Source organism: Streptomyces sp. Edi2 (genome assembly GCF_040253635.1).
Taxonomy (GTDB): domain Bacteria; phylum Actinomycetota; class Actinomycetes; order Streptomycetales; family Streptomycetaceae; genus Streptomyces.
Genome location: NZ_JBEJGX010000003.1, coordinates 1,462,637 through 1,479,284, shown reverse-complemented (window position 1 = coordinate 1,479,284; position 16,648 = coordinate 1,462,637). Strand labels below are relative to the sequence as shown.

The 16,648-nt window shown below is 71.4% G+C and carries 16 protein-coding genes; 12 read left to right on the top strand and 4 right to left on the bottom strand.

Annotated features, from left to right (window positions below):
- Positions 1 to 34: 34 nt before the first annotated feature.
- The 5 genes from ABR737_RS09980 to ABR737_RS09960 all read left to right on the top strand — a co-directional run bounded on the left by ABR737_RS09980 (position 35) and on the right by ABR737_RS09960 (position 4,913).
- A complete protein-coding gene (locus tag ABR737_RS09980) occupies positions 35 to 502 on the top strand; it encodes a guanyl-specific ribonuclease (RefSeq protein ID WP_350249827.1) in 468 nt (155 codons plus the stop codon).
- Positions 499 to 942 carry a barstar family protein gene (locus tag ABR737_RS09975; RefSeq protein ID WP_336050903.1) on the top strand — a complete coding sequence of 148 codons (444 nt, stop codon included), beginning with the start codon at positions 499 to 501 and terminating at the stop codon, positions 940 to 942. Before ABR737_RS09980 ends, ABR737_RS09975 begins: the two co-directional genes overlap by 4 nt.
- A gap of 178 nt (positions 943 to 1,120) precedes the next feature.
- The gene (locus ABR737_RS09970; RefSeq protein WP_350249826.1) at positions 1,121 to 2,584 is read left to right on the top strand and encodes a GuaB1 family IMP dehydrogenase-related protein; all 1,464 of its coding nucleotides are present in this window, start codon (positions 1,121 to 1,123) and stop codon (positions 2,582 to 2,584) included.
- A 399-nt stretch (positions 2,585 to 2,983) separates the two neighbouring features.
- The gene (locus ABR737_RS09965) at positions 2,984 to 4,447 is read left to right on the top strand and encodes an amino acid permease (protein ID WP_502964303.1); all 1,464 of its coding nucleotides are present in this window, start codon (positions 2,984 to 2,986) and stop codon (positions 4,445 to 4,447) included.
- A 10-nt stretch (positions 4,448 to 4,457) separates the two neighbouring features.
- On the top strand, positions 4,458 to 4,913 hold the full coding sequence (locus ABR737_RS09960; protein WP_159747959.1) for an Lrp/AsnC family transcriptional regulator: 456 nt from the start codon (positions 4,458 to 4,460) through the stop codon (positions 4,911 to 4,913).
- Positions 4,914 to 4,986: 73 nt separating this feature from the next.
- Here ABR737_RS09960 and ABR737_RS09955 read toward each other — a convergent pair whose 3' ends face one another.
- Positions 4,987 to 6,471, bottom strand: coding sequence for an MFS transporter (locus ABR737_RS09955; RefSeq protein WP_350249825.1), 1,485 nt, complete (start codon positions 6,469 to 6,471; stop codon positions 4,987 to 4,989).
- 54 nt (positions 6,472 to 6,525) lie between these two features.
- Here ABR737_RS09955 and ABR737_RS09950 point away from each other — a divergent pair, with 54 nt between their 5' ends.
- The 3 genes from ABR737_RS09950 to ABR737_RS09940 all read left to right on the top strand — a co-directional run bounded on the left by ABR737_RS09950 (position 6,526) and on the right by ABR737_RS09940 (position 10,511).
- Positions 6,526 to 7,557, top strand: a complete 1,032-nt coding sequence (locus ABR737_RS09950; RefSeq protein WP_350249824.1) for a LysR family transcriptional regulator — start codon at positions 6,526 to 6,528, stop codon at positions 7,555 to 7,557.
- Positions 7,558 to 7,853: 296 nt separating this feature from the next.
- Positions 7,854 to 8,669, top strand: a complete 816-nt coding sequence (locus ABR737_RS09945) for a carbon-nitrogen hydrolase family protein (RefSeq protein ID WP_350249823.1) — start codon at positions 7,854 to 7,856, stop codon at positions 8,667 to 8,669.
- A 141-nt stretch (positions 8,670 to 8,810) separates the two neighbouring features.
- A complete protein-coding gene (locus tag ABR737_RS09940; protein ID WP_350249822.1) occupies positions 8,811 to 10,511 on the top strand; it encodes a flavin monoamine oxidase family protein in 1,701 nt (566 codons plus the stop codon).
- Between the two features lie 106 nt (positions 10,512 to 10,617).
- Here the strand turns inward: ABR737_RS09940 and ABR737_RS09935 are convergent, their stop codons facing one another.
- A complete protein-coding gene (locus ABR737_RS09935) occupies positions 10,618 to 11,280 on the bottom strand; it encodes a DUF5995 family protein (protein ID WP_350256735.1) in 663 nt (220 codons plus the stop codon).
- A gap of 342 nt (positions 11,281 to 11,622) precedes the next feature.
- Between ABR737_RS09935 and ABR737_RS09930 the strand changes: the two genes are divergently transcribed.
- The 3 genes from ABR737_RS09930 (at position 11,623) to ABR737_RS09920 (ending at position 14,378) form a co-directional block, all read left to right on the top strand.
- Entirely contained in the window at positions 11,623 to 13,008 is a 1,386-nt protein-coding gene (locus ABR737_RS09930; RefSeq protein WP_350249821.1) for a uracil-xanthine permease family protein, read from the top strand.
- A 139-nt stretch (positions 13,009 to 13,147) separates the two neighbouring features.
- A complete protein-coding gene (locus tag ABR737_RS09925; protein WP_350249820.1) occupies positions 13,148 to 13,768 on the top strand; it encodes a DNA polymerase ligase N-terminal domain-containing protein in 621 nt (206 codons plus the stop codon).
- 70 nt (positions 13,769 to 13,838) lie between these two features.
- The gene (locus ABR737_RS09920; protein WP_350249819.1) at positions 13,839 to 14,378 is read left to right on the top strand and encodes a cysteine hydrolase family protein; all 540 of its coding nucleotides are present in this window, start codon (positions 13,839 to 13,841) and stop codon (positions 14,376 to 14,378) included.
- Positions 14,379 to 14,439: 61 nt separating this feature from the next.
- Here ABR737_RS09920 and ABR737_RS09915 read toward each other — a convergent pair whose 3' ends face one another.
- Complete coding sequence (locus tag ABR737_RS09915; protein ID WP_350249818.1) at positions 14,440 to 15,078, bottom strand: HhH-GDP family DNA glycosylase; 639 nt, start codon at positions 15,076 to 15,078, stop codon at positions 14,440 to 14,442.
- 187 nt (positions 15,079 to 15,265) lie between these two features.
- Entirely contained in the window at positions 15,266 to 15,817 is a 552-nt protein-coding gene (locus tag ABR737_RS09910; protein WP_350249817.1) for an SMI1/KNR4 family protein, read from the bottom strand.
- 223 nt (positions 15,818 to 16,040) lie between these two features.
- On the opposite strand from ABR737_RS09910, the gene ABR737_RS09905 reads away from it, so the two are divergent.
- Positions 16,041 to 16,529, top strand: a complete 489-nt coding sequence (locus ABR737_RS09905; protein WP_350249816.1) for an acyl-CoA thioesterase — start codon at positions 16,041 to 16,043, stop codon at positions 16,527 to 16,529.
- Positions 16,530 to 16,648: the final 119 nt, after the last annotated feature.

Here is a 16,648-nt window from a genome sequence, read left to right as displayed (position 1 = left end):
AGCAGCCTGCGCGGCCCTGTGACAGCATCGGCGCATGGTGATCCGCTCCGTCCCGCGTCGTGCCGCCGCTGTCCTCGGCACGCTGCTCGCCGGGCTGCTCCTCGTGCTGACCGGCTGTGCCACGGGCGGTGGCGCAGGCGGGAGTTCGTCCGGATTACCGGGGTCCACCGCCACGGCCGCCGCCGATGCGCCGGGACCCTCCGGCGCCCCGGACCGGCCGCGGGGCATGCCGGTCGTGCCGGCCGGCGCACTGCCCGCCCCGGCCCGGGACACCCTCCGGCTCATCGATGCCGGCGGTCCCTTCCCGTATCCGCAGGACGGCACCGTCTTCGGCAACCGCGAGCGGCTGCTGCCCCGTCAGCCGCGCGGCTACTACCACGAGTACACGGTGCCCACGCCCGGCTCGCCGGACCGCGGAGCCCGCCGGCTCGTCACCGGACACAGCCATGAGACGTACTACACCGACGACCACTACCGGACCTTCAAGGCGGTGCTTCGATGACGGGTTCCGTGCCCCGGCCGCTCGCCGCGGTGCTCGACGGACGTACGCCCCCCGGGGTGCTGCCCTGGCCCGCGGAGCGCTCGGTGGCCCAGGCGCTGGCCGCCGCGCGGGACGCCGGCTGGACCGGCACGTCCCTGGATCTGGAGGGGGTCGCGGACAAGGCCGCCTTCATGGACCGGTGCGCCCGCGCGCTGCGGCTGCCGGACTGGTTCGGCCGCAACTGGGACGCGCTCGCCGACTGCCTCACCGATCTGTCCTGGTGCCCCGCCGACCGCGGCCGGCTGCTCGTCGTGACGGGCTGGCAGGGCTATGCGGCCGCGTCGCCGGACGAGTGGAGCATCGTCGAGGGCGTACTGGCGGATGCGGTGGGCTACTGGCGCGACACGGACACCGGACTGGCCGTGATCATGGCCAGGGGACGCGACCGGCAGGGCGTGTAGCGGCGGCACACCAGGCCTGACCGGCGGCGATGCGGTGCGGCCCGCCGGGCGGCGGAGCGCCCCCGTTCCGGCGTGGCCCGACCTGCCCGTCCACGGCGCTTTTGGCGGATCGCACACACGGCCGGGGAAAGGCTCGGATTATCACATGAGCCCTGGTCAGGGCCCGTATCCTGGCCGTATGCGATTCCTGAATCCGAAGAACGGCGCGCTCGAAGAGAGTTCTTCGGTGCCCTACGACCTGACCTACGACGATGTGTTCATGGTGCCCGGCCGCTCCGCCGTGGGCTCCCGTCAGGGAGTGGACCTGTCCTCCCACGACGGGACCGGTACCACCATCCCTCTCGTGGTCGCCAACATGACGGCGATCGCCGGCCGCCGGATGGCCGAGACCGTCGCCCGCCGTGGTGGTCTGGTCGTCATTCCGCAGGACATCCCGCTCGATGTCGTCACCGACGTGGTGACCTGGATCAAGCGCCGCCATCTGGTCCTGGACACCCCGATCGTGCTGTCCCCGGTCGCGACCGTCGCCGACGCCCTGGCGCTGCTGCCCAAGCGGGCGCACGGCGCGGGCATCGTCGTCGAGGGCGGCCGCCCGGTCGGCGTCGTCACCGAGCACGACCTGGCCGGGGTGGACCGCTTCACCCAGGTGGCCGAGGTCATGTCCAAGGACCTGCTCGTCCTGGATGCGGACATCGACCCGCGGGAGGCCTTCAACCGCCTGGACGCCGCCAACCGCAAGCTCGCGCCCGCGGTCGACGCGGACGGCATGCTGATCGGCATCCTCACCCGCAAGGGCGCGCTCCGCGCCACCCTGTACACCCCCGCCACGGACGCCAACGGCAAGCTGCGGATCGCGGCCGCCGTCGGTATCAACGGCGATGTGGCCGGCCGGGCCAAGGCGCTGCTGGAAGCCGGTGTGGACACCCTCGTGGTGGACACCGCGCACGGCCACCAGGAGTCGATGATCACCGCGGTCCGGGCGGTCCGCGGACTGGACCCGCAGGTGCCGATCGTGGCGGGCAACATCGTCGCCGCCGAGGGCGTCCGCGATCTGATCGAGGCCGGCGCGGACATCATCAAGGTCGGCGTCGGACCGGGCGCGATGTGCACCACCCGGATGATGACCGGCGTCGGCCGGCCGCAGTTCTCCGCGGTCCTGGAGTGCGCCGCCGAGGCGAAGAAGTTCGGCAAGCACGTCTGGGCCGACGGCGGGGTGCGCCACCCCCGCGATGTCGCGATGGCGCTGGCCGCGGGCGCCTCCAACGTCATGGTCGGCTCCTGGTTCGCCGGCACCCTCGAATCGCCCGGCGACCTCCAGCACACCGCCGACGGCCGGCCGTACAAGGAGAGCTTCGGGATGGCCTCCGCGCGTGCCGTGCGCAACCGTACAAGCGATGAGTCGGCCTACGACCGGGCCCGCAAGGGACTCTTCGAGGAGGGCATCTCCACCTCGCGGATGTTCGTCGACCAGGCGCGCCCCGGCGTCGAGGACCTGATCGACACGATCATCGCGGGGGTCCGCAGCTCCTGCACCTACGCGGGCGCCGCCTCCCTGGCGGAGTTCGCCGACAAGGCCGTGGTCGGGGTGCAGAGCGCCGCCGGCTACGCCGAGGGCAAGCCGCTGCACGACAGCTGGAACTGACCCGCCACGGGGCCTGCCCCGTCCCGGCACCGCCGCTCACCGGCCCCGCACCGAGTCGGACGCACAGCGTCCGACTCGGTGCGGGGCCGTTCGGCTACCCGGAACCAGCGCCCCCGGTTCCGCTTCACCCTCTCGGAGCCCGTACCATCGACCCCCGGCGCGCAACGAACGGCCGCCCGGCGCACCGGTGCGCAACGATCTGTCGCTGTTGCGCAAGGAACCTGCATTACGGCAGGTCAGCGGCGGGCCGTAAGGTCATGCGCTGTACGTGGAGTGACGGAGTCCGTCTGCTCGGCGGTCTCCTGCTGCGGGTTGCTTCGGCATGCCCGTGTACCGACCGCTGCCGGTCGTCGTCCTCCGTACCGTTATCTGATCGGCAGCGATAAAGGAGCCACCCCAGTGTTGGAGCACGGCGCAGCCCCGCCCGCAGGGCCCCCACCGCAGTCCTCCGGTGGCCTCGGCACCCGGCTGATGCGGCGCAAGCCCGTCGAGCGGCTGGTCGCCGAGGGCGGCCAGGGCGAGGGGGGAACGCTCCGCCGCTCGATGGGCATGTGGCAGCTGACCATGATCAGCATCGGCGCCACGCTCGGCACCGGCATCTTCGTGGTCCTCGGCGAGGCCGTCCCGGACGCCGGGCCCGCGGTCATCCTCTCCTTTGTCATCGCCGGCATCACCGCCCTGTTCTCCGCGCTGTCCTACGCGGAGCTGGCCGGCACCATCCCGGTCTCCGGATCGTCGTACTCCTACGCCTACGCCACCCTCGGTGAGCTGGTCGCCTGGGTCTGCGGCTGGTGCCTGATCCTGGAGTACGGCGTCTCGGTCGCGGCCGTCGCCGTGGGCTGGGGCCAGTATCTGAACGAGCTGCTGGACGGCACGCTGGGGTTCACCATCCCGGACGCGCTGTCCCAGCCGCCCGGTGACGGCGGCGTCTTCAACCTGCCGGCCCTGCTGGTCGTGCTGCTGGCGATGGTGTTCCTGCTGGGCGGGGCCAAGGAGAGCGCCCGCGCCAACACGATCATGGTCATCGTCAAGATCATTGCCCTGCTGCTGTTCTGCGGCGTCGCCGTGCAGGGCGTGAAGTCGGGCAACTACGCGAACTTCATGCCGATGGGCATGGCGGGTGTCAGCGCGGCCGGCGCCACCCTGTTCTTCTCATACATCGGCTTCGATGCCGCCTCCACCGCCGGTGAGGAGGCCAAGAACCCGCAGCGCGACATGCCGCGCGCGATCATGCTCTCGCTGGTGATCGTCACCGCGCTGTACTGCCTGGTCGCGGCCATCGCCGTGGGCGCGATGCCCTGGCAGAAGTTCAAGGGCTCGGAGGCCGCGCTCGCCGGGATCATGAAGGACGTGTCCGGCCAGAGCTTCTGGGCCGTGCTGCTCGCCTTCGGTGCGGTCATCGCCATCGCCAGCGTCGTGCTGACCGTGCTCTACGGCCAGACCCGCATCCTCTTCGCGATGTCCCGGGACGGGCTGATGCCCAAGGTGTTCGCCAAGGTGCACCCGAAGAGCGGTGCGCCGCGGGCCAACACCGTGATCGTCTCGCTGTTCTGCGGGATCCTCGCCGCCGCGGTGCCGCTGGGCCAGCTGGCCGACGCCACCAGCATCGGCACGCTGTTCGCCTTCGCGCTGGTCAATATCGCGGTGATCGTGCTGCGCCGCACCCGCCCGGACATGCCGCGCAGCTTCCGTACCCCGCTCTCGCCGCTCTTCCCGGCGATCGGTTTTCTGCTGTGCCTCTACATGATGGGCAGCCTCGGCGCCGTGACCTGGGTGGTCTTCGGTGTCTGGATGGTCGTGGGCCTTGTGGTCTACTTCGGTTACGGCTTGCGCCGCTCCCGATTGGCCACCGCAGAGAAGTGATCCACCCGCAGTGCGACTGAACGATCTCGACGAACGCATCGTCCACGCCCTCGCCGAGGACGCCCGCCGCAGCTACGCCGATATCGGCCAGGAGGTCGGGCTGTCCGCGCCGGCCGTCAAACGCCGGGTGGACCGGCTGCGGGCCGACGGCGCGATCACCGGCTTCACGGTACGGGTCGACCCGGCCGCGCTCGGCTGGGAGACCGAGGGGTTCATCGAGATCTACTGCCGCCGCAACACCTCGCCCGAGTCGATCCACCGCGGCCTGTCGCGCTACCCGGAAGTGGCGTCCGCCTCCACCGTCACCGGTGAGGCGGACGCCGTCGTCCAGGTCTTCGCCTCCGACATGCGGCACTTCGAGCGGGTGCTGGAGCGCATCGCGGGCGAACCGTTCGTGGAGCGGACGAAATCCGTCCTGGTGCTCTCGCCGCTGCTGCGGCGCTACAGCTCGGGGGCGCCGGGCTAGGGGGCGCCGGGCCAGGGGGGTCCTCCGAGCCGGTGCGGACCGGCCCGCGGCGCCTGGCGCGCACGCCGCCCCATCAGGCCGCGTCCCGGCTCCGTTCGGCCCGCGCCCCGGTACGCAGGCCGCGCACCACGGCGACGCCCACCACCAGCACCACACCCGCCGCGATCCGGTAACCCAGCGCCGTCGCCGCCGTGAACGCGGTGGCCGCGGCGGCGCCGTCCCCGGTACCCGAGGCGAAGCGCACGGACAGGACGGTGCCCACCACCGCGATCCCCAGCGCCGCCCCCAACTCCCGTGCGGCGCCCTGGAGTCCGGACCCCATGCCGGACCGCCGGGCCGGGACGGACGCCACGATCGCATGCGACAGCGTCGGCATCGCCAGCCCCGCACCGGCCGACATCACCAGGAGAAACACCAGGTAGAGGACGTACGGGGTGTGGGCGTCCGCGGTGGAGAGCAGCAGCAGACCGGCCGCGATCAGTGCCAGCCCCGCGCCCGCCGTCCTGGCCTCACCGGCCCGCTGCGCCCCGCGCATCCCGTACTTCGTCACCGCCATCATCCCGACGGCCAGCGGCACGATCGCGCAGCCCGTCTGCAGCGGTGAGTACCCCTTCACGTACTGCAGGAACTGGGCGTTGACGTAGAAGAGCGCGAACATCCCGAAGAAGGTGACGGCGATGCCGACGCTGCCTGCGCGCAGCCGCGGCAGCCGGAACAGCCGGAGGTCCAGCACCGGGTGCGCCGCCCGCAGCGCGTGCCGGACGAACACCGCCAACACCACCACCGCGAGGGCGAAGGCGCCGGTCACCGGGGCGGAGGTCCAGCCCAGGCCCGGGCCTTCGATGATGCCGAAGAGCAGCGCCGTCGCTCCGAGGATCAGCAGTGCCGAGCCCGGCAGATCGAGCGCCGCGGTCTGCCGGGGAACCCGGGGTGCGGCGGTCGCGACCCAGAGCAGCAGGGCCAGCGCGAGGGGCACATACCCCCAGAACAGCCCCTGCCAGGGCAGGTATTGCAGGATCAGCGCGCCGCCCGCGTTGCCCGCCATCCCGCCGATGCCGACCGCCGTGCTCCAGGCGGCCACCGCCCCGGCCTTGCGGTCGGACGGGGCAGAGTGCAGCAGGACGGACATCGTCGCCGGCACCAGGAGCGCGGCCCCCGCACCCGAGAGCGCCCGGCCGGTCAGCAGCACCGGCAGCCCGGCCGCCGACGCGCTCAGCAGCGCACCCGCGGCGAACACGCCGAGCCCCGTGAGCAGTACGCCCTTGCGGCCGACCCGGTCGCCGAGCGCACCGGCCGGGATCAGCAGCCCCGCGAAGACCAGGACGTAGGTGTCGACGATCCACAGGAGCTGGGCGGGGGAGGGGTGCAGCCCGCTGGCGGCGATCTTGGGTATCGCGAGATTGATCGCGGCCACCAGCGACTGCGCGACCAGCACACAGGCGCACATCGCGGCCGTCACCGAGCGCCGCCGGGCGGGGGCGTCGGAGGAGGCGGAGGCGGAAGAGGAACGGGAATGGGAGCCGGGAGAGGAGTCGGGAGGGGACACGGTCGAGGTCATGGCAGGGACGCTAGAGTCCTGGCGAGTTGACCTCAAATGCAAGGTGTGCACTGCATGATTGCGCGAGACGCAAACATCGACTTCAACCTGCTGACGGCGCTGGATGCCCTGCTCGAAGAACAGAGCGTGACCGCGGCCGCCGACCGGCTCGGACTCTCCGGACCCGCCATGAGCCGCGCGCTCGGCCGCATCCGCCGCACCATCGGCGACCCCGTCCTGGTGCGGGCCGGCCGCCACATGGTGCCCACCCCGCGTGCCCTGGAGATCAGGGCCGAGGTGCGCCGGCTGGTGGAGGCGGCGCACGGTGTGCTGGCCCCGTCCGCGCCGGCCGACCCGGCCCAGCTGGTCCGGGTGTTCACCCTCTACGCCAACGACCTCTTCGTCACCGCCCTCGGCCCGCGGCTGGTCGCCCGCGTGGCGAAGGAGGCTCCGCAGGTCGTGCTGCGCTTCCTCGGCGAGAGTCATGTCGATGTGCCGCTGCTGCGGGACGGTGCGGCAGACCTGGAGCTCGGCGTCATCGACAGCCCCGAGCCGGAGATCCGCAGGGAGGAGCTGTTCGTCGACCACAACGTCGCGGTGGTGCGTGAGGGGCACCCGCTGACGACGGGGAAGCTCACCGCCCGGCGGTTCGCCGACGCCCCGCATCTCAATTTCTCCCGGCGCGGCCGGCTGACCGGCCCGGTCGATGCGGCGCTCGCCGAACGCGGGCTCCGGCGCAGGGTGATCGCCACCGTCCCGACCTTCGCCGCGTCGCTGATGATGGTCCGGGACACCGACGCGGTCGGCCTGGCCAATGCCCGGGCCGCGGCCTCGATGGTCCGCGGCCTGGGGCTGCGCACCCTGCCGGTCCCGTTCGCGCTGCCGCCGATGACCATGGAGATGGCATGGCATCCGCGTCACGAGGCGGACGCGGGGCACCGGTGGCTGCGCGCGACGGTGCGGAAGATGGTGCGGGACATGCTGCGGGATCTGGACCTGGACCCGGACCGGGATCTGGACCCGGGCCGGGACCTGGACCCGGACCTGGACCCGGACCGGGACCTGGACCTGGACCGGGACCCGGACCTGCCGCCCGGCGAGGGCTGAGCGCCGTGGCCGCCGTGGCCGCCGTGGTGCTGCCGCTCGGCGGACCCCGAGGGCGGTCTGCTCGTTTGCCCGCTGCGGGGCCGGGCGTGCACGGGAGCCGGGGCCGGGCGTGCCCAAGGGGCCAGGCTGTGCACGGGCCCGCTGTCCCGGCGGCGTGGCGCGCAACGAATCACCGAACATTCCCTTGAACGCGCAATGAATCATCCCTCGGCGCGCAACGGTGACTCCTTGTCCCGAATCGTCGGCGGCCCGTACCGTCAATGCGTCCGCCCGTACCGTCCTCGCCGAGGGGTCCCATGACGTCGCTGCACACCGCCCTGCTCCAGAGTTCGGGCCGGCCCGGCGATGTCGCGCACAATCTGCGGGTCCTCGACGACGCGGCCCGCGCCGCGGCGGCGACCGGTGCCGGGCTGCTCGCCTGCCCCGAGCTGTTCCTCACCGGCTACGCCATCGGCGCCGACGTCCACCGCCTCGCCGAGACCGCCGACGGCGACAGCGCCCGGGCCATCGGGAAGATCGCCGCCGAGCACGGCATCGCGGTGCTCTACGGCTACCCCGAGCGCGCCGCGCAGGACGAGACCGACAGCGCCGCGGTGTACAACTCGGCGCAGCTGATCGGGCCGGACGGCAAGCGCCTCGCGAACTACCGCAAGACGCATCTCTTCGGCTGCTTCGAGCACGAATGGTTCACCCCGGGGGAGCGGGCCGTCGTCCAGGCCGAGCTGGCCGGCCTCCGCATCGGCCTGCTGATCTGCTACGACGTGGAGTTCCCGGAGAACGTCCGGGCTCATGCGCTGGCCGGCACCGACCTGCTGCTGGTGCCCACCGCGCAGATGCACCCCTTCCAGTTCGTCGCCGAGTCCGTCATCCCGGTCCGCGCCTTCGAGAACCAGATGTACGTGGCGTACGTCAACCGGGTCGGCGCGGAGGGCGAGTTCGAGTTCGTCGGCCTCAGCTGCCTGGCCGGCCCGGATGGTGTCGTCCGCACCCGCGCCGGCCGCACCGAGCAGCTGGTACAGGCCGAGGTCGACCCCGCCTTCCTCAAGGAATCCCGGGCGGACAACCCCTATCTGCACGACCGCCGGCCGGAGCTGTACGGCCCGCTGGCCTGAACCGGCCCCGCCCGGCCTCTGATCCAACCTCGCCCGCCCCCCTGATCCGACCCCGCCCGACCCCCTGATCCGCCGCAGGCCGGACCATCCGGCCCGCGCCGCCCTGCCTGCTCTGCCCTGTCTGCAAGGAGTCCGCCCCCGATGACGTCCACGGTGCCCACCGCCGCCCACCACGCGGATGCCCAGCCGCCGATCACCATGTTCGGCCCGGACTTCCCGTACGCCTACGACGACTTCCTCGCTCACCCGGCGGGCCTCGGCCAGATCCCCGCGACCGGGCACGGCAAGGAGGTCGCGGTCATCGGCGGCGGCCTCTCCGGCATCATCACCGCCTACGAGCTGATGAAGATGGGGCTCAAGCCCGTCGTCTACGAGGCGGACCAGATAGGCGGCCGGCTGCGGACCGTCGGCTTCGAAGGCACTCCGGCCGATGCCGCGGGCCTGTCCGCCGAGATGGGCGCGATGCGCTTCCCGCCGTCCTCGACGGCGCTCCAGCACTACATCGACCTGGTGGACCTGAAGACCACGCCGTTCCCCAACCCGCTGGCGGCGGACACCCCGTCGACCGTCGTCGACCTCAAGGGCGAGTCCCACTACGCGCGTACGGTCGACGACCTCCCCGAGGTCTACCACCAGGTCATGGACGCCTGGAACGCCTGCCTCGAAGAGGGCGCGGACTTCTCCGACATGAACCAGGCGATCCGCGAGCGCGACGTCCCGCGCATCCGCGAGATCTGGTCCCGGCTCGTCGAAAAGCTCGACAACCAGACCTTCTACGGCTACCTCTGCGACTCGACGGCCTTCAAGTCCTTCCGCCACCGGGAGATCTTCGGCCAGGTCGGCTTCGGCACCGGCGGTTGGGACACCGACTTCCCCAACTCCATCCTGGAGATCCTGCGGGTCGTCTACACCGAGGCCGACGACCACCACCGCGGCATCGTCGGCGGCAGCCAGCAGCTGCCGCTGCGCCTGTGGGAGCGCGAGCCGCAGAAGATCGTGCACTGGGCGCCGGGCACCTCGCTGTCGTCGCTGCACGACGGGACGCCGCGGCCCGCGGTCACCCGCCTGAACCGCACCGCGGGCAACCACATCACGGTGACCGACGCCGACGGCGACATCCGCACCTACGAGGCCGCCGTCTTCACCGCGCAGTCCTGGATGCTGCTGAGCAAGATCGACTGTGATGACGCGCTGTTCCCCATCGACCACTGGACGGCGATGGAGCGCACCCACTACATGGAGTCCAGCAAGCTCTTCGTGCCCGTCGACCGGCCGTTCTGGCTCGACAAGGACGAGGACACCGGCCGCGACGTCATGTCGATGACGCTGACGGACCGGATGACCCGCGGTACCTACCTGCTCGACAACGGCCCGGACGAGCCCGCCGTCATCTGCCTCTCCTACACCTGGTGCGACGACAGCCTCAAGTGGCTGCCGCTGGACGCGAACGAGCGGATGGAGGTCATGCTGAAGTCGCTGTCGGAGATCTATCCGAAGGTCGACATCCGCAAGCACATCATCGGCAACCCGGTCACCGTGTCCTGGGAGAACGAGCCCTACTTCATGGGCGCCTTCAAGGCGAACCTCCCCGGCCACTACCGCTACCAGCGCCGCCTGTTCACCCACTTCATGCAGGACCGGCTCCCCGGGGACAAGCGGGGCCTGTTCCTCGCGGGCGATGACATCTCCTGGACCGCGGGCTGGGCCGAGGGCGCCGTGCAGACCGCACTGAACGCGGTGTGGGGCGTGATGCACCACTTCGGCGGTGCGACCGATGCCACGAACCCGGGCCCGGGCGACGTCTACGACGAGATCGCACCGGTCGAACTGCCCGAGGATTAGGCCCCTGGGACGGCCCCCTGGGGCAGTCCCCTGGGGCGGCGCACGGTGCCGTCGCAGGAGCTGGGGTTGCCGGGGCGGTCGAGGTCGCCGGGGTGGGGGCGGCGGATCAGCCGGGCAGTGGAGTCAGCAGCATCCGTCCGACCAGGCCCACCCCGGCGTCCAGCCGCTCGGTGAGTTCTTCGGCCACCTCCGGCAGCCTGCGGACGCTCCACAGCGCCCTGGCCGCCACCCAGGCACCGTCCCTGGCCTTGTCCAGGCTCCACGACCCGATCAGATGCGTCAGCGGATCGGCCACGTCCAGCACATCGGGGCCGGGCATCAGCCGCTCGCGGACCTGCTCCTCCAGGCCCGTCAGCACCCCGCCGACCCGGTCGAAGTCGCTTTCCAGCGCGGCCGGTTCGCACTCCAGCGCCCGGCAGGTGTCCAGCACCGCCAGTGCCAGATCGTGGCCGATGTGGGCATTGATCCCGGCCATCGCGAACTGCAGCGGATGCACTCCCGGGTGGCGGCGGAGCTGGAAGAGCGGACGCCAGCAGGCCGGCGGCCGCAGCCCGGCGGCCGTGGCGTCCACCGCGTCGAAGTACCGCCGCGCGAAGTGCACGTCCAGTGCGCCCGCGGCCGCCGGGTCCCGGAACGCGCCGTCCCCGATCTGCCGCGCTACCGCTTCGGTGACCGCCAGGTAGACCCCGTTGAAGACGGCCACCCCGTCCTCGGCGGGCAGCGCCTCGGCCAGCGCCCGCATCCGGGCCAGTACATCCGCCACCTCCATCGCGGCCGTGGACTCCGGTCCGCCGGGTGGCCGGGCGGCGGGTGGCCGGGAGGCGGGCCCTGCGACCGGGCCCGGCCTGCCGCGGATGTCATAGCGCTGAGTCGTCGTCATCCACTCAGAGTGACACTCCGATCACGGATAGGGAGGCCGCCTCCCGCTCGTTGACCGGAACGAGGTAACGAACGGCGCGCCTCGTTGTGGGGGCTGGAGTGGACGCGGCGACCGCCTTCGGGCCGAGGCTCCCCGGCTACTCAGCGGCTTCGGTTTGTCCAGACGCAGTCGTTCGACTATGAATCACCTCGGCTCTGTGACGTGCAGGGCGTCGCGGAGTGGAGAGTGATCATGGCCGGCCTCGGGTGGACAGTGCATGGAGACGGGCGGCATCTCAAGCCCGGCGAGGTGGTCAGGCCCGGGGAACGCCTGACGTGGGGGCGGACGATCGCGCTCGGCGCCCAGCATGTCGTATCGATGATCGGGGCATGTTTTGTCGCCCCCGTGCTCATGGGCCTGGACCCCAGTCTTGCCCTGATGGCGTCGGGGGTGGCCACCGCACTGTTCCTGGTGATGACCCGCGGACGCATCCCCAGCTACCTGGGCTCCTCGCTGTCCTTCGTGGGCGTGTCCGCCGTGATCGCGGGCCAGGGGGGCGACGCCGGCACGCTGACGGGGGCGATGCTCGTGGTCGGCGCCGCCCTGGCCGGCTGCGGCATCGTCATCCATGCCGTCGGGGCGCGGGTGATCCACGCCGTGCTCCCGCCGGTGGTGACCGGCGCGGTCGTGATGCTGATCGGCTTCAACCTCGCCCCCGTCACGGCGTCCACGTACTGGCCCCAGGACCAGTGGACGGCGCTGGCGACGATGCTGTTCACCGGACTCGCCCTCGTCGTGCTGCGAGGCTTCTGGTCGCGGATCGCCATCTTCCTGGGGCTGGTCTTCGGCTATGCGCTGTCCTGGGTTCTTGACCGCACCGCGGGAAAGATCCACTCGGTCAACGGTGCGGGCAAGCTCACGGATCACTGGCGCATCGACTTCTCAGGCGTCGCCAAGGCTGACTGGATCGGCCTTCCCGCCTTCCACGCACCGAACTTCTCCGCCTCCGCGGTCCTGGTCGCGCTGCCGGTCCTCATCGCGCTGATCGCGGAGAATGCCGGACACATCAAGGCGGTCGGCGCCATGACCGGCGACCCCTTGGAGGACAAGATGGGCATGGCCATCATCGCCGACGGCACCGCAACCGTCCTGTCGACCGCGGTGGGTGGCCCCGCCACCACGACCTACGCCGAGAACATCGGCGTGATGGCGGCCACCAGGGTCTATTCCACCGCGGCTTACTGGGCGGCGGCCGGCTTCGCCCTGCTCTTCGGCCTGTGCCCGAAGTTCGGCGCGGTGGTGGCGGCGATCCCCGGCGGGGTGCTGGGCGGTATCACCGTCATCCTGTACGGCATGATCGGCCTGCTGGGAGCCCAGATCTGGGTGCGGAACAAGGTGGATTTCTCGGTCCCCCTGAACCTCATTCCCGCCGCGGCCGGGATCATCATCGCCATCGGAGGTGTCTCGCTGAAGTTCAGCGCGCACTTCGAACTGAGCGGCATCGCCCTGGGGACGCTCACCGTGCTCACCGGCTACCACTCCCTGCGCTGGCTCTCCGGGGCGGCCGGCCGGTCACGCACGCCCCTCCTCGACGCCGGGACCAGCGAGTACACCGAGCCCACGGACCGCGAGGACTGATGCCTGCGACGCCCGGCGTCCCCCTCGGCCCGGCAGGTGGTGCCCGTCGCCTCGGCGCGGGCCCGCGGGTGCACATGCGCCGCTGTCCGCCGCACGCCACAGTGAAAGGTGCGGCCTGCGCAGAGAGGTGAGCCGACTCGTGACCAGCAGGGACAGACTGACTACGTACCGTGGCAAGCGGCACTTCGACCGGACCGTCGAGCCGCAGGGCGGGCGGGCCCCGTCCGGTGACGCGCCCTGTTTCGTGGTGCAGATCCATGACGCCCGCACCCTGCATTTCGACTTCCGGCTGGAGGTCGACGGCGTACTGAAGTCGTGGTCCGTACCGAAGGGTCCGTCCGCCGACCCGCAGGACAAGCGGCTGGCGATGCCCACCGAGGACCACCCGCTGGAGTACCGGGATTTCGAAGGAGTCATCGCGGAGGGGGAGTACGGCGCAGGCACCGTGATCGTCTGGGACGAGGGCAGCTACCGGCCTCTCCCGGGCAGGAAAGACCGCAGCCGCACCTTCGGCGAGGCACTGGAGCGGGGCCATGCCTCGTTCTGGCTCGACGGCAGCAAGCTGCACGGCGGCTATGCGCTCACCCGGTTCCGCGGCGGCGGCCCCGGGGAGCGGGAGGCCTGGCTGCTGGTCAAGGAGAGCGACGAGCGGGCCGGCCACCGTGGCACCCCCGACGCCCACCGGGCCCGGTCCGTCCGCAGCGGCCGGACCCTCAAGCGCGTCGCCCAGGAGGAGCCCGGGGAGCAGGGGAGCCCGTGATGAGCGACGACACCTGGCCCGGGGACGCGGTCCGCGCGCGTCCGGCCCGGGGCTGACCGGGGGCCGCGCCATGTCCGGCACCGCACTGATCGTGATCGACATGCTCAACTCCTACGACCACGAGGACGCCGAACTGCTCCTGCCCTCGGTACGCACGGTGCTGCCGCGCCTCACGTCACTGATCGAACGGGCCCGGCGCGGCGACACCGAGGTCATTTACGTCAACGACAATTTCGGGCTGTGGCGCTCGCACCATGACGAGCTGCTGGACACCGTGCTCAGCGGCCCGCACGCGGACCTGGTGGAGCCGCTGCGGCCGGATGAGAACTCCTTGTTCGTGGTCAAGGCGGGGCACTCGGCCTTCTACGAGACGCCCCTGGAATACCTCCTGCACCAGCACGGCATCGGCACGATCGTGCTCTGCGGCCAGGTCACCGAACAATGCGTGCTCTATTCGGCGCTCGACGCTCATATCCGGCACATCGGCGTCACCGTCGTCGAGGACGCCTGCGCGCATATCCACCGGGATCTCGCGGAAGCCGCCCTGCAGATGATGGAACGCAATATGCAGGCCCGCATCGTCAGCTGCACCGCCGAGGAAATCTTCTGAGCGGGAAGGACGGCCCGACTCCGCCCCCCCGGGCGCAGGACTCGTTCATCAGGTCCGGCCCTCAGGCTGTTGCCGCGGAGCGCACCTCCTCGGCTTTCCGCTTGTCGAGGGCGACCCGTACCAGCGCCGCGGCGAATTGCGGGAGGTCGGCGTCGTCGACGAGGGACGCCAGCTTCTCGGGAGAGGTGGGGAGTCCGAGGCGCTGCGCCCCGTCCAGTACCTTGCGGTCGAGGCGAGGGGAGAGCTCCGGCCACACGGCCTGCGCTTCCCGGAGGAAGATGTCCGCTCCGGTGGGGCCGATGCCGGGGATGTCCCGCAGGAGCTTCGTCGGGTCCGTGCTCTCGCGCAGCCGGCGCAGGTCGCCCTGGTACCGCTCCAGCAGAAGTGCGGCTCCGTCGCCGAGTTGGGTGGAGGTCCGCTCGTCGTAGCGGCGGTAGCCGCCCTCGCCGAGGGCATTGACGCGCTGCTGCCAGGTGGCCTCCGACATCCGCCGGGCATCGCGCATCCCGGCGGAGAACAGTGCGCGGGCGGCTTCGACCGCGATGTCCGCCCGGATGCGGGCGGACAGCAGCAACGAGAGCACGAGGAGCTGGTACAGCGGTGCCGGTGTGCTCCGCAGCCTGATGCCCGCCTGGGCGGCGTAGGTGCGGCCGTGCCGGTCGAGCAGGGCCCGAACGATGGCTTCGTCCTTCTTGCTCATGACGCACTCACCTTCCCGGGCGGCTCACGGCGCGAAACGCGCATCCCTCCAGGCCGGTTCGAGCGGCCGCGGCAGCTACTCGATGGCCATTTCAGCGTCCCCCCGCGGCCTGCGGCGTGCAAACGATCCTGTGTCATTCCGAGCCGAAGGCTTGGGCCGAGCGTGGCCCGGACGGCGTGCGGCGTGGTCAGGTTTGCCGCAGCCACTCCGTGTACCAGTCGCGAAAGCCGGGGCTCGCCGGGACGAAGCCGCCCCAGTCCGGGTCGATCCGCCAGACCTCGCCCGCTCGCGGGCCGGCCAGGATCAGCCGGAGGTACATGCCGCAGCCCTCTTCGGCCAGCATGAGCGTGCCCCGGGTCAGTTCACCGGTCGATGCGCCGATCCGGCCGGGCAGGGGTTCGGTGAGGGGGAACGGCGCGGCGAGCCGGCCCGGCAGCCGGTCCTCTTCCCACTCGTCGTCCACGGCCCACTCCTCCCCGGCCTCCGGTCGGGGGGTGGTCAGCGGCATCAGCCCGTGGCCGGGACCGGCGGGACCGTTGCCCACCACCGCGACGAAAGACCGGTACTCCGCCGGCAGGCCGATCCCGTGGGCTTCCTCGAACGCCCTGATCTCCGCCTCCGGCAGCGCGGGCGCCAGCTCGTACCGGTGGGTATCCGCCCCGAAGCGCGCCCGCTCCCCGTCCCGCGCGGCCATCTCGCGTATCCGGGCGCGCACGGTGCCCTCGTCCCAGCTCTCCATCCGGCGACCGTAGCAACAGGCAAGAAGGGGCGCCCCTCCGGTCCGGTTGCTGCTTTCGCTGCGTCGCCTGACTCCTCTTGGGACGGAGCATTCTAAGCGGCCGCTTACCATGGTCTCGGTTCGTCATATGAATGCCGTCCGTACCGCTGACGCCATCCGCATCATCGATGGCATCCGCATCAACAGCGCCGGACGGCGCACCCAGACCCCAGGAGCACCACCCGTGAGCGTCGAAACCCTGCAGGCCACCACCGTTCCGTATGGCGAACTGGTGCCCGTCACCGTCCACTTCGACGACCTCGACGCGCTCGGCATGCTCCACAACTCCCGCTACCCGCTGCTGGCCGAGCGCGCCTGGGCGGAGTACTGGCACGGCCATGGCTTCGGCTTCGACGGTGACTGGGCCGCCGCGGGCGATATGTGCAACGTCATCAAGGAGATGCGCGTCTCCTACGAGCGCCCGGTCACCCGGCCCGGCCGCTATGCGGCACACCTCTGGGTCGCCCGCCTCGGCCGCACCGGACTCACCTACGGCTTCCGGATCTGCTCGGCCGACGGCAGCGAGACTTACGCCCACGGCCACCGGGTGCTGGTCCGCGTCGATGCGCAGACGCTGCGCCCCACTCCCTGGTCCGACCGCGCCCGGAGCGTCGCGGCGCAGCTGCTCCGGCCGGAGGAGCCGGCCGCGGACGCCGGGGCGGACGCGGCCTGACCCGTCGGCGATCCGGAGCTGCCGGGCGCACGTCCGCAGTTGTCTGTAATCCGTAGCTGCCGCGCTGACGTCCGCGGCTGTCGGTGACCCGTAGCTGCCGGGCGCACGTCCGCAGCCAT

Excerpts from the sequence above, each read along its gene's own strand:
- ABR737_RS09980 (WP_350249827.1), top strand. The coding sequence starts at position 35 with ATGGTGATCCGCTCCGTCCCGCGTCGTGCCGCCGCTGTCCTCGGCACG.
- ABR737_RS09975 (WP_336050903.1), top strand. The coding sequence starts at position 499 with ATGACGGGTTCCGTGCCCCGGCCGCTCGCCGCGGTGCTCGACGGACGT.
- ABR737_RS09970 (WP_350249826.1), top strand. The coding sequence starts at position 1,121 with ATGCGATTCCTGAATCCGAAGAACGGCGCGCTCGAAGAGAGTTCTTCG.
- ABR737_RS09955 (WP_350249825.1), bottom strand. The coding sequence starts at position 6,471 with ATGACCTCGACCGTGTCCCCTCCCGACTCCTCTCCCGGCTCCCATTCC.
- ABR737_RS09950 (WP_350249824.1), top strand. The coding sequence starts at position 6,526 with ATGATTGCGCGAGACGCAAACATCGACTTCAACCTGCTGACGGCGCTG.
- ABR737_RS09945 (WP_350249823.1), top strand. The coding sequence starts at position 7,854 with ATGACGTCGCTGCACACCGCCCTGCTCCAGAGTTCGGGCCGGCCCGGC.
- ABR737_RS09940 (WP_350249822.1), top strand. The coding sequence starts at position 8,811 with ATGACGTCCACGGTGCCCACCGCCGCCCACCACGCGGATGCCCAGCCG.
- ABR737_RS09935 (WP_350256735.1), bottom strand. The coding sequence starts at position 11,280 with ATGGAGGTGGCGGATGTACTGGCCCGGATGCGGGCGCTGGCCGAGGCG.
- ABR737_RS09930 (WP_350249821.1), top strand. The coding sequence starts at position 11,623 with ATGGCCGGCCTCGGGTGGACAGTGCATGGAGACGGGCGGCATCTCAAG.
- ABR737_RS09920 (WP_350249819.1), top strand. The coding sequence starts at position 13,839 with ATGTCCGGCACCGCACTGATCGTGATCGACATGCTCAACTCCTACGAC.
- ABR737_RS09915 (WP_350249818.1), bottom strand. The coding sequence starts at position 15,078 with ATGAGCAAGAAGGACGAAGCCATCGTTCGGGCCCTGCTCGACCGGCAC.
- ABR737_RS09910 (WP_350249817.1), bottom strand. The coding sequence starts at position 15,817 with ATGGAGAGCTGGGACGAGGGCACCGTGCGCGCCCGGATACGCGAGATG.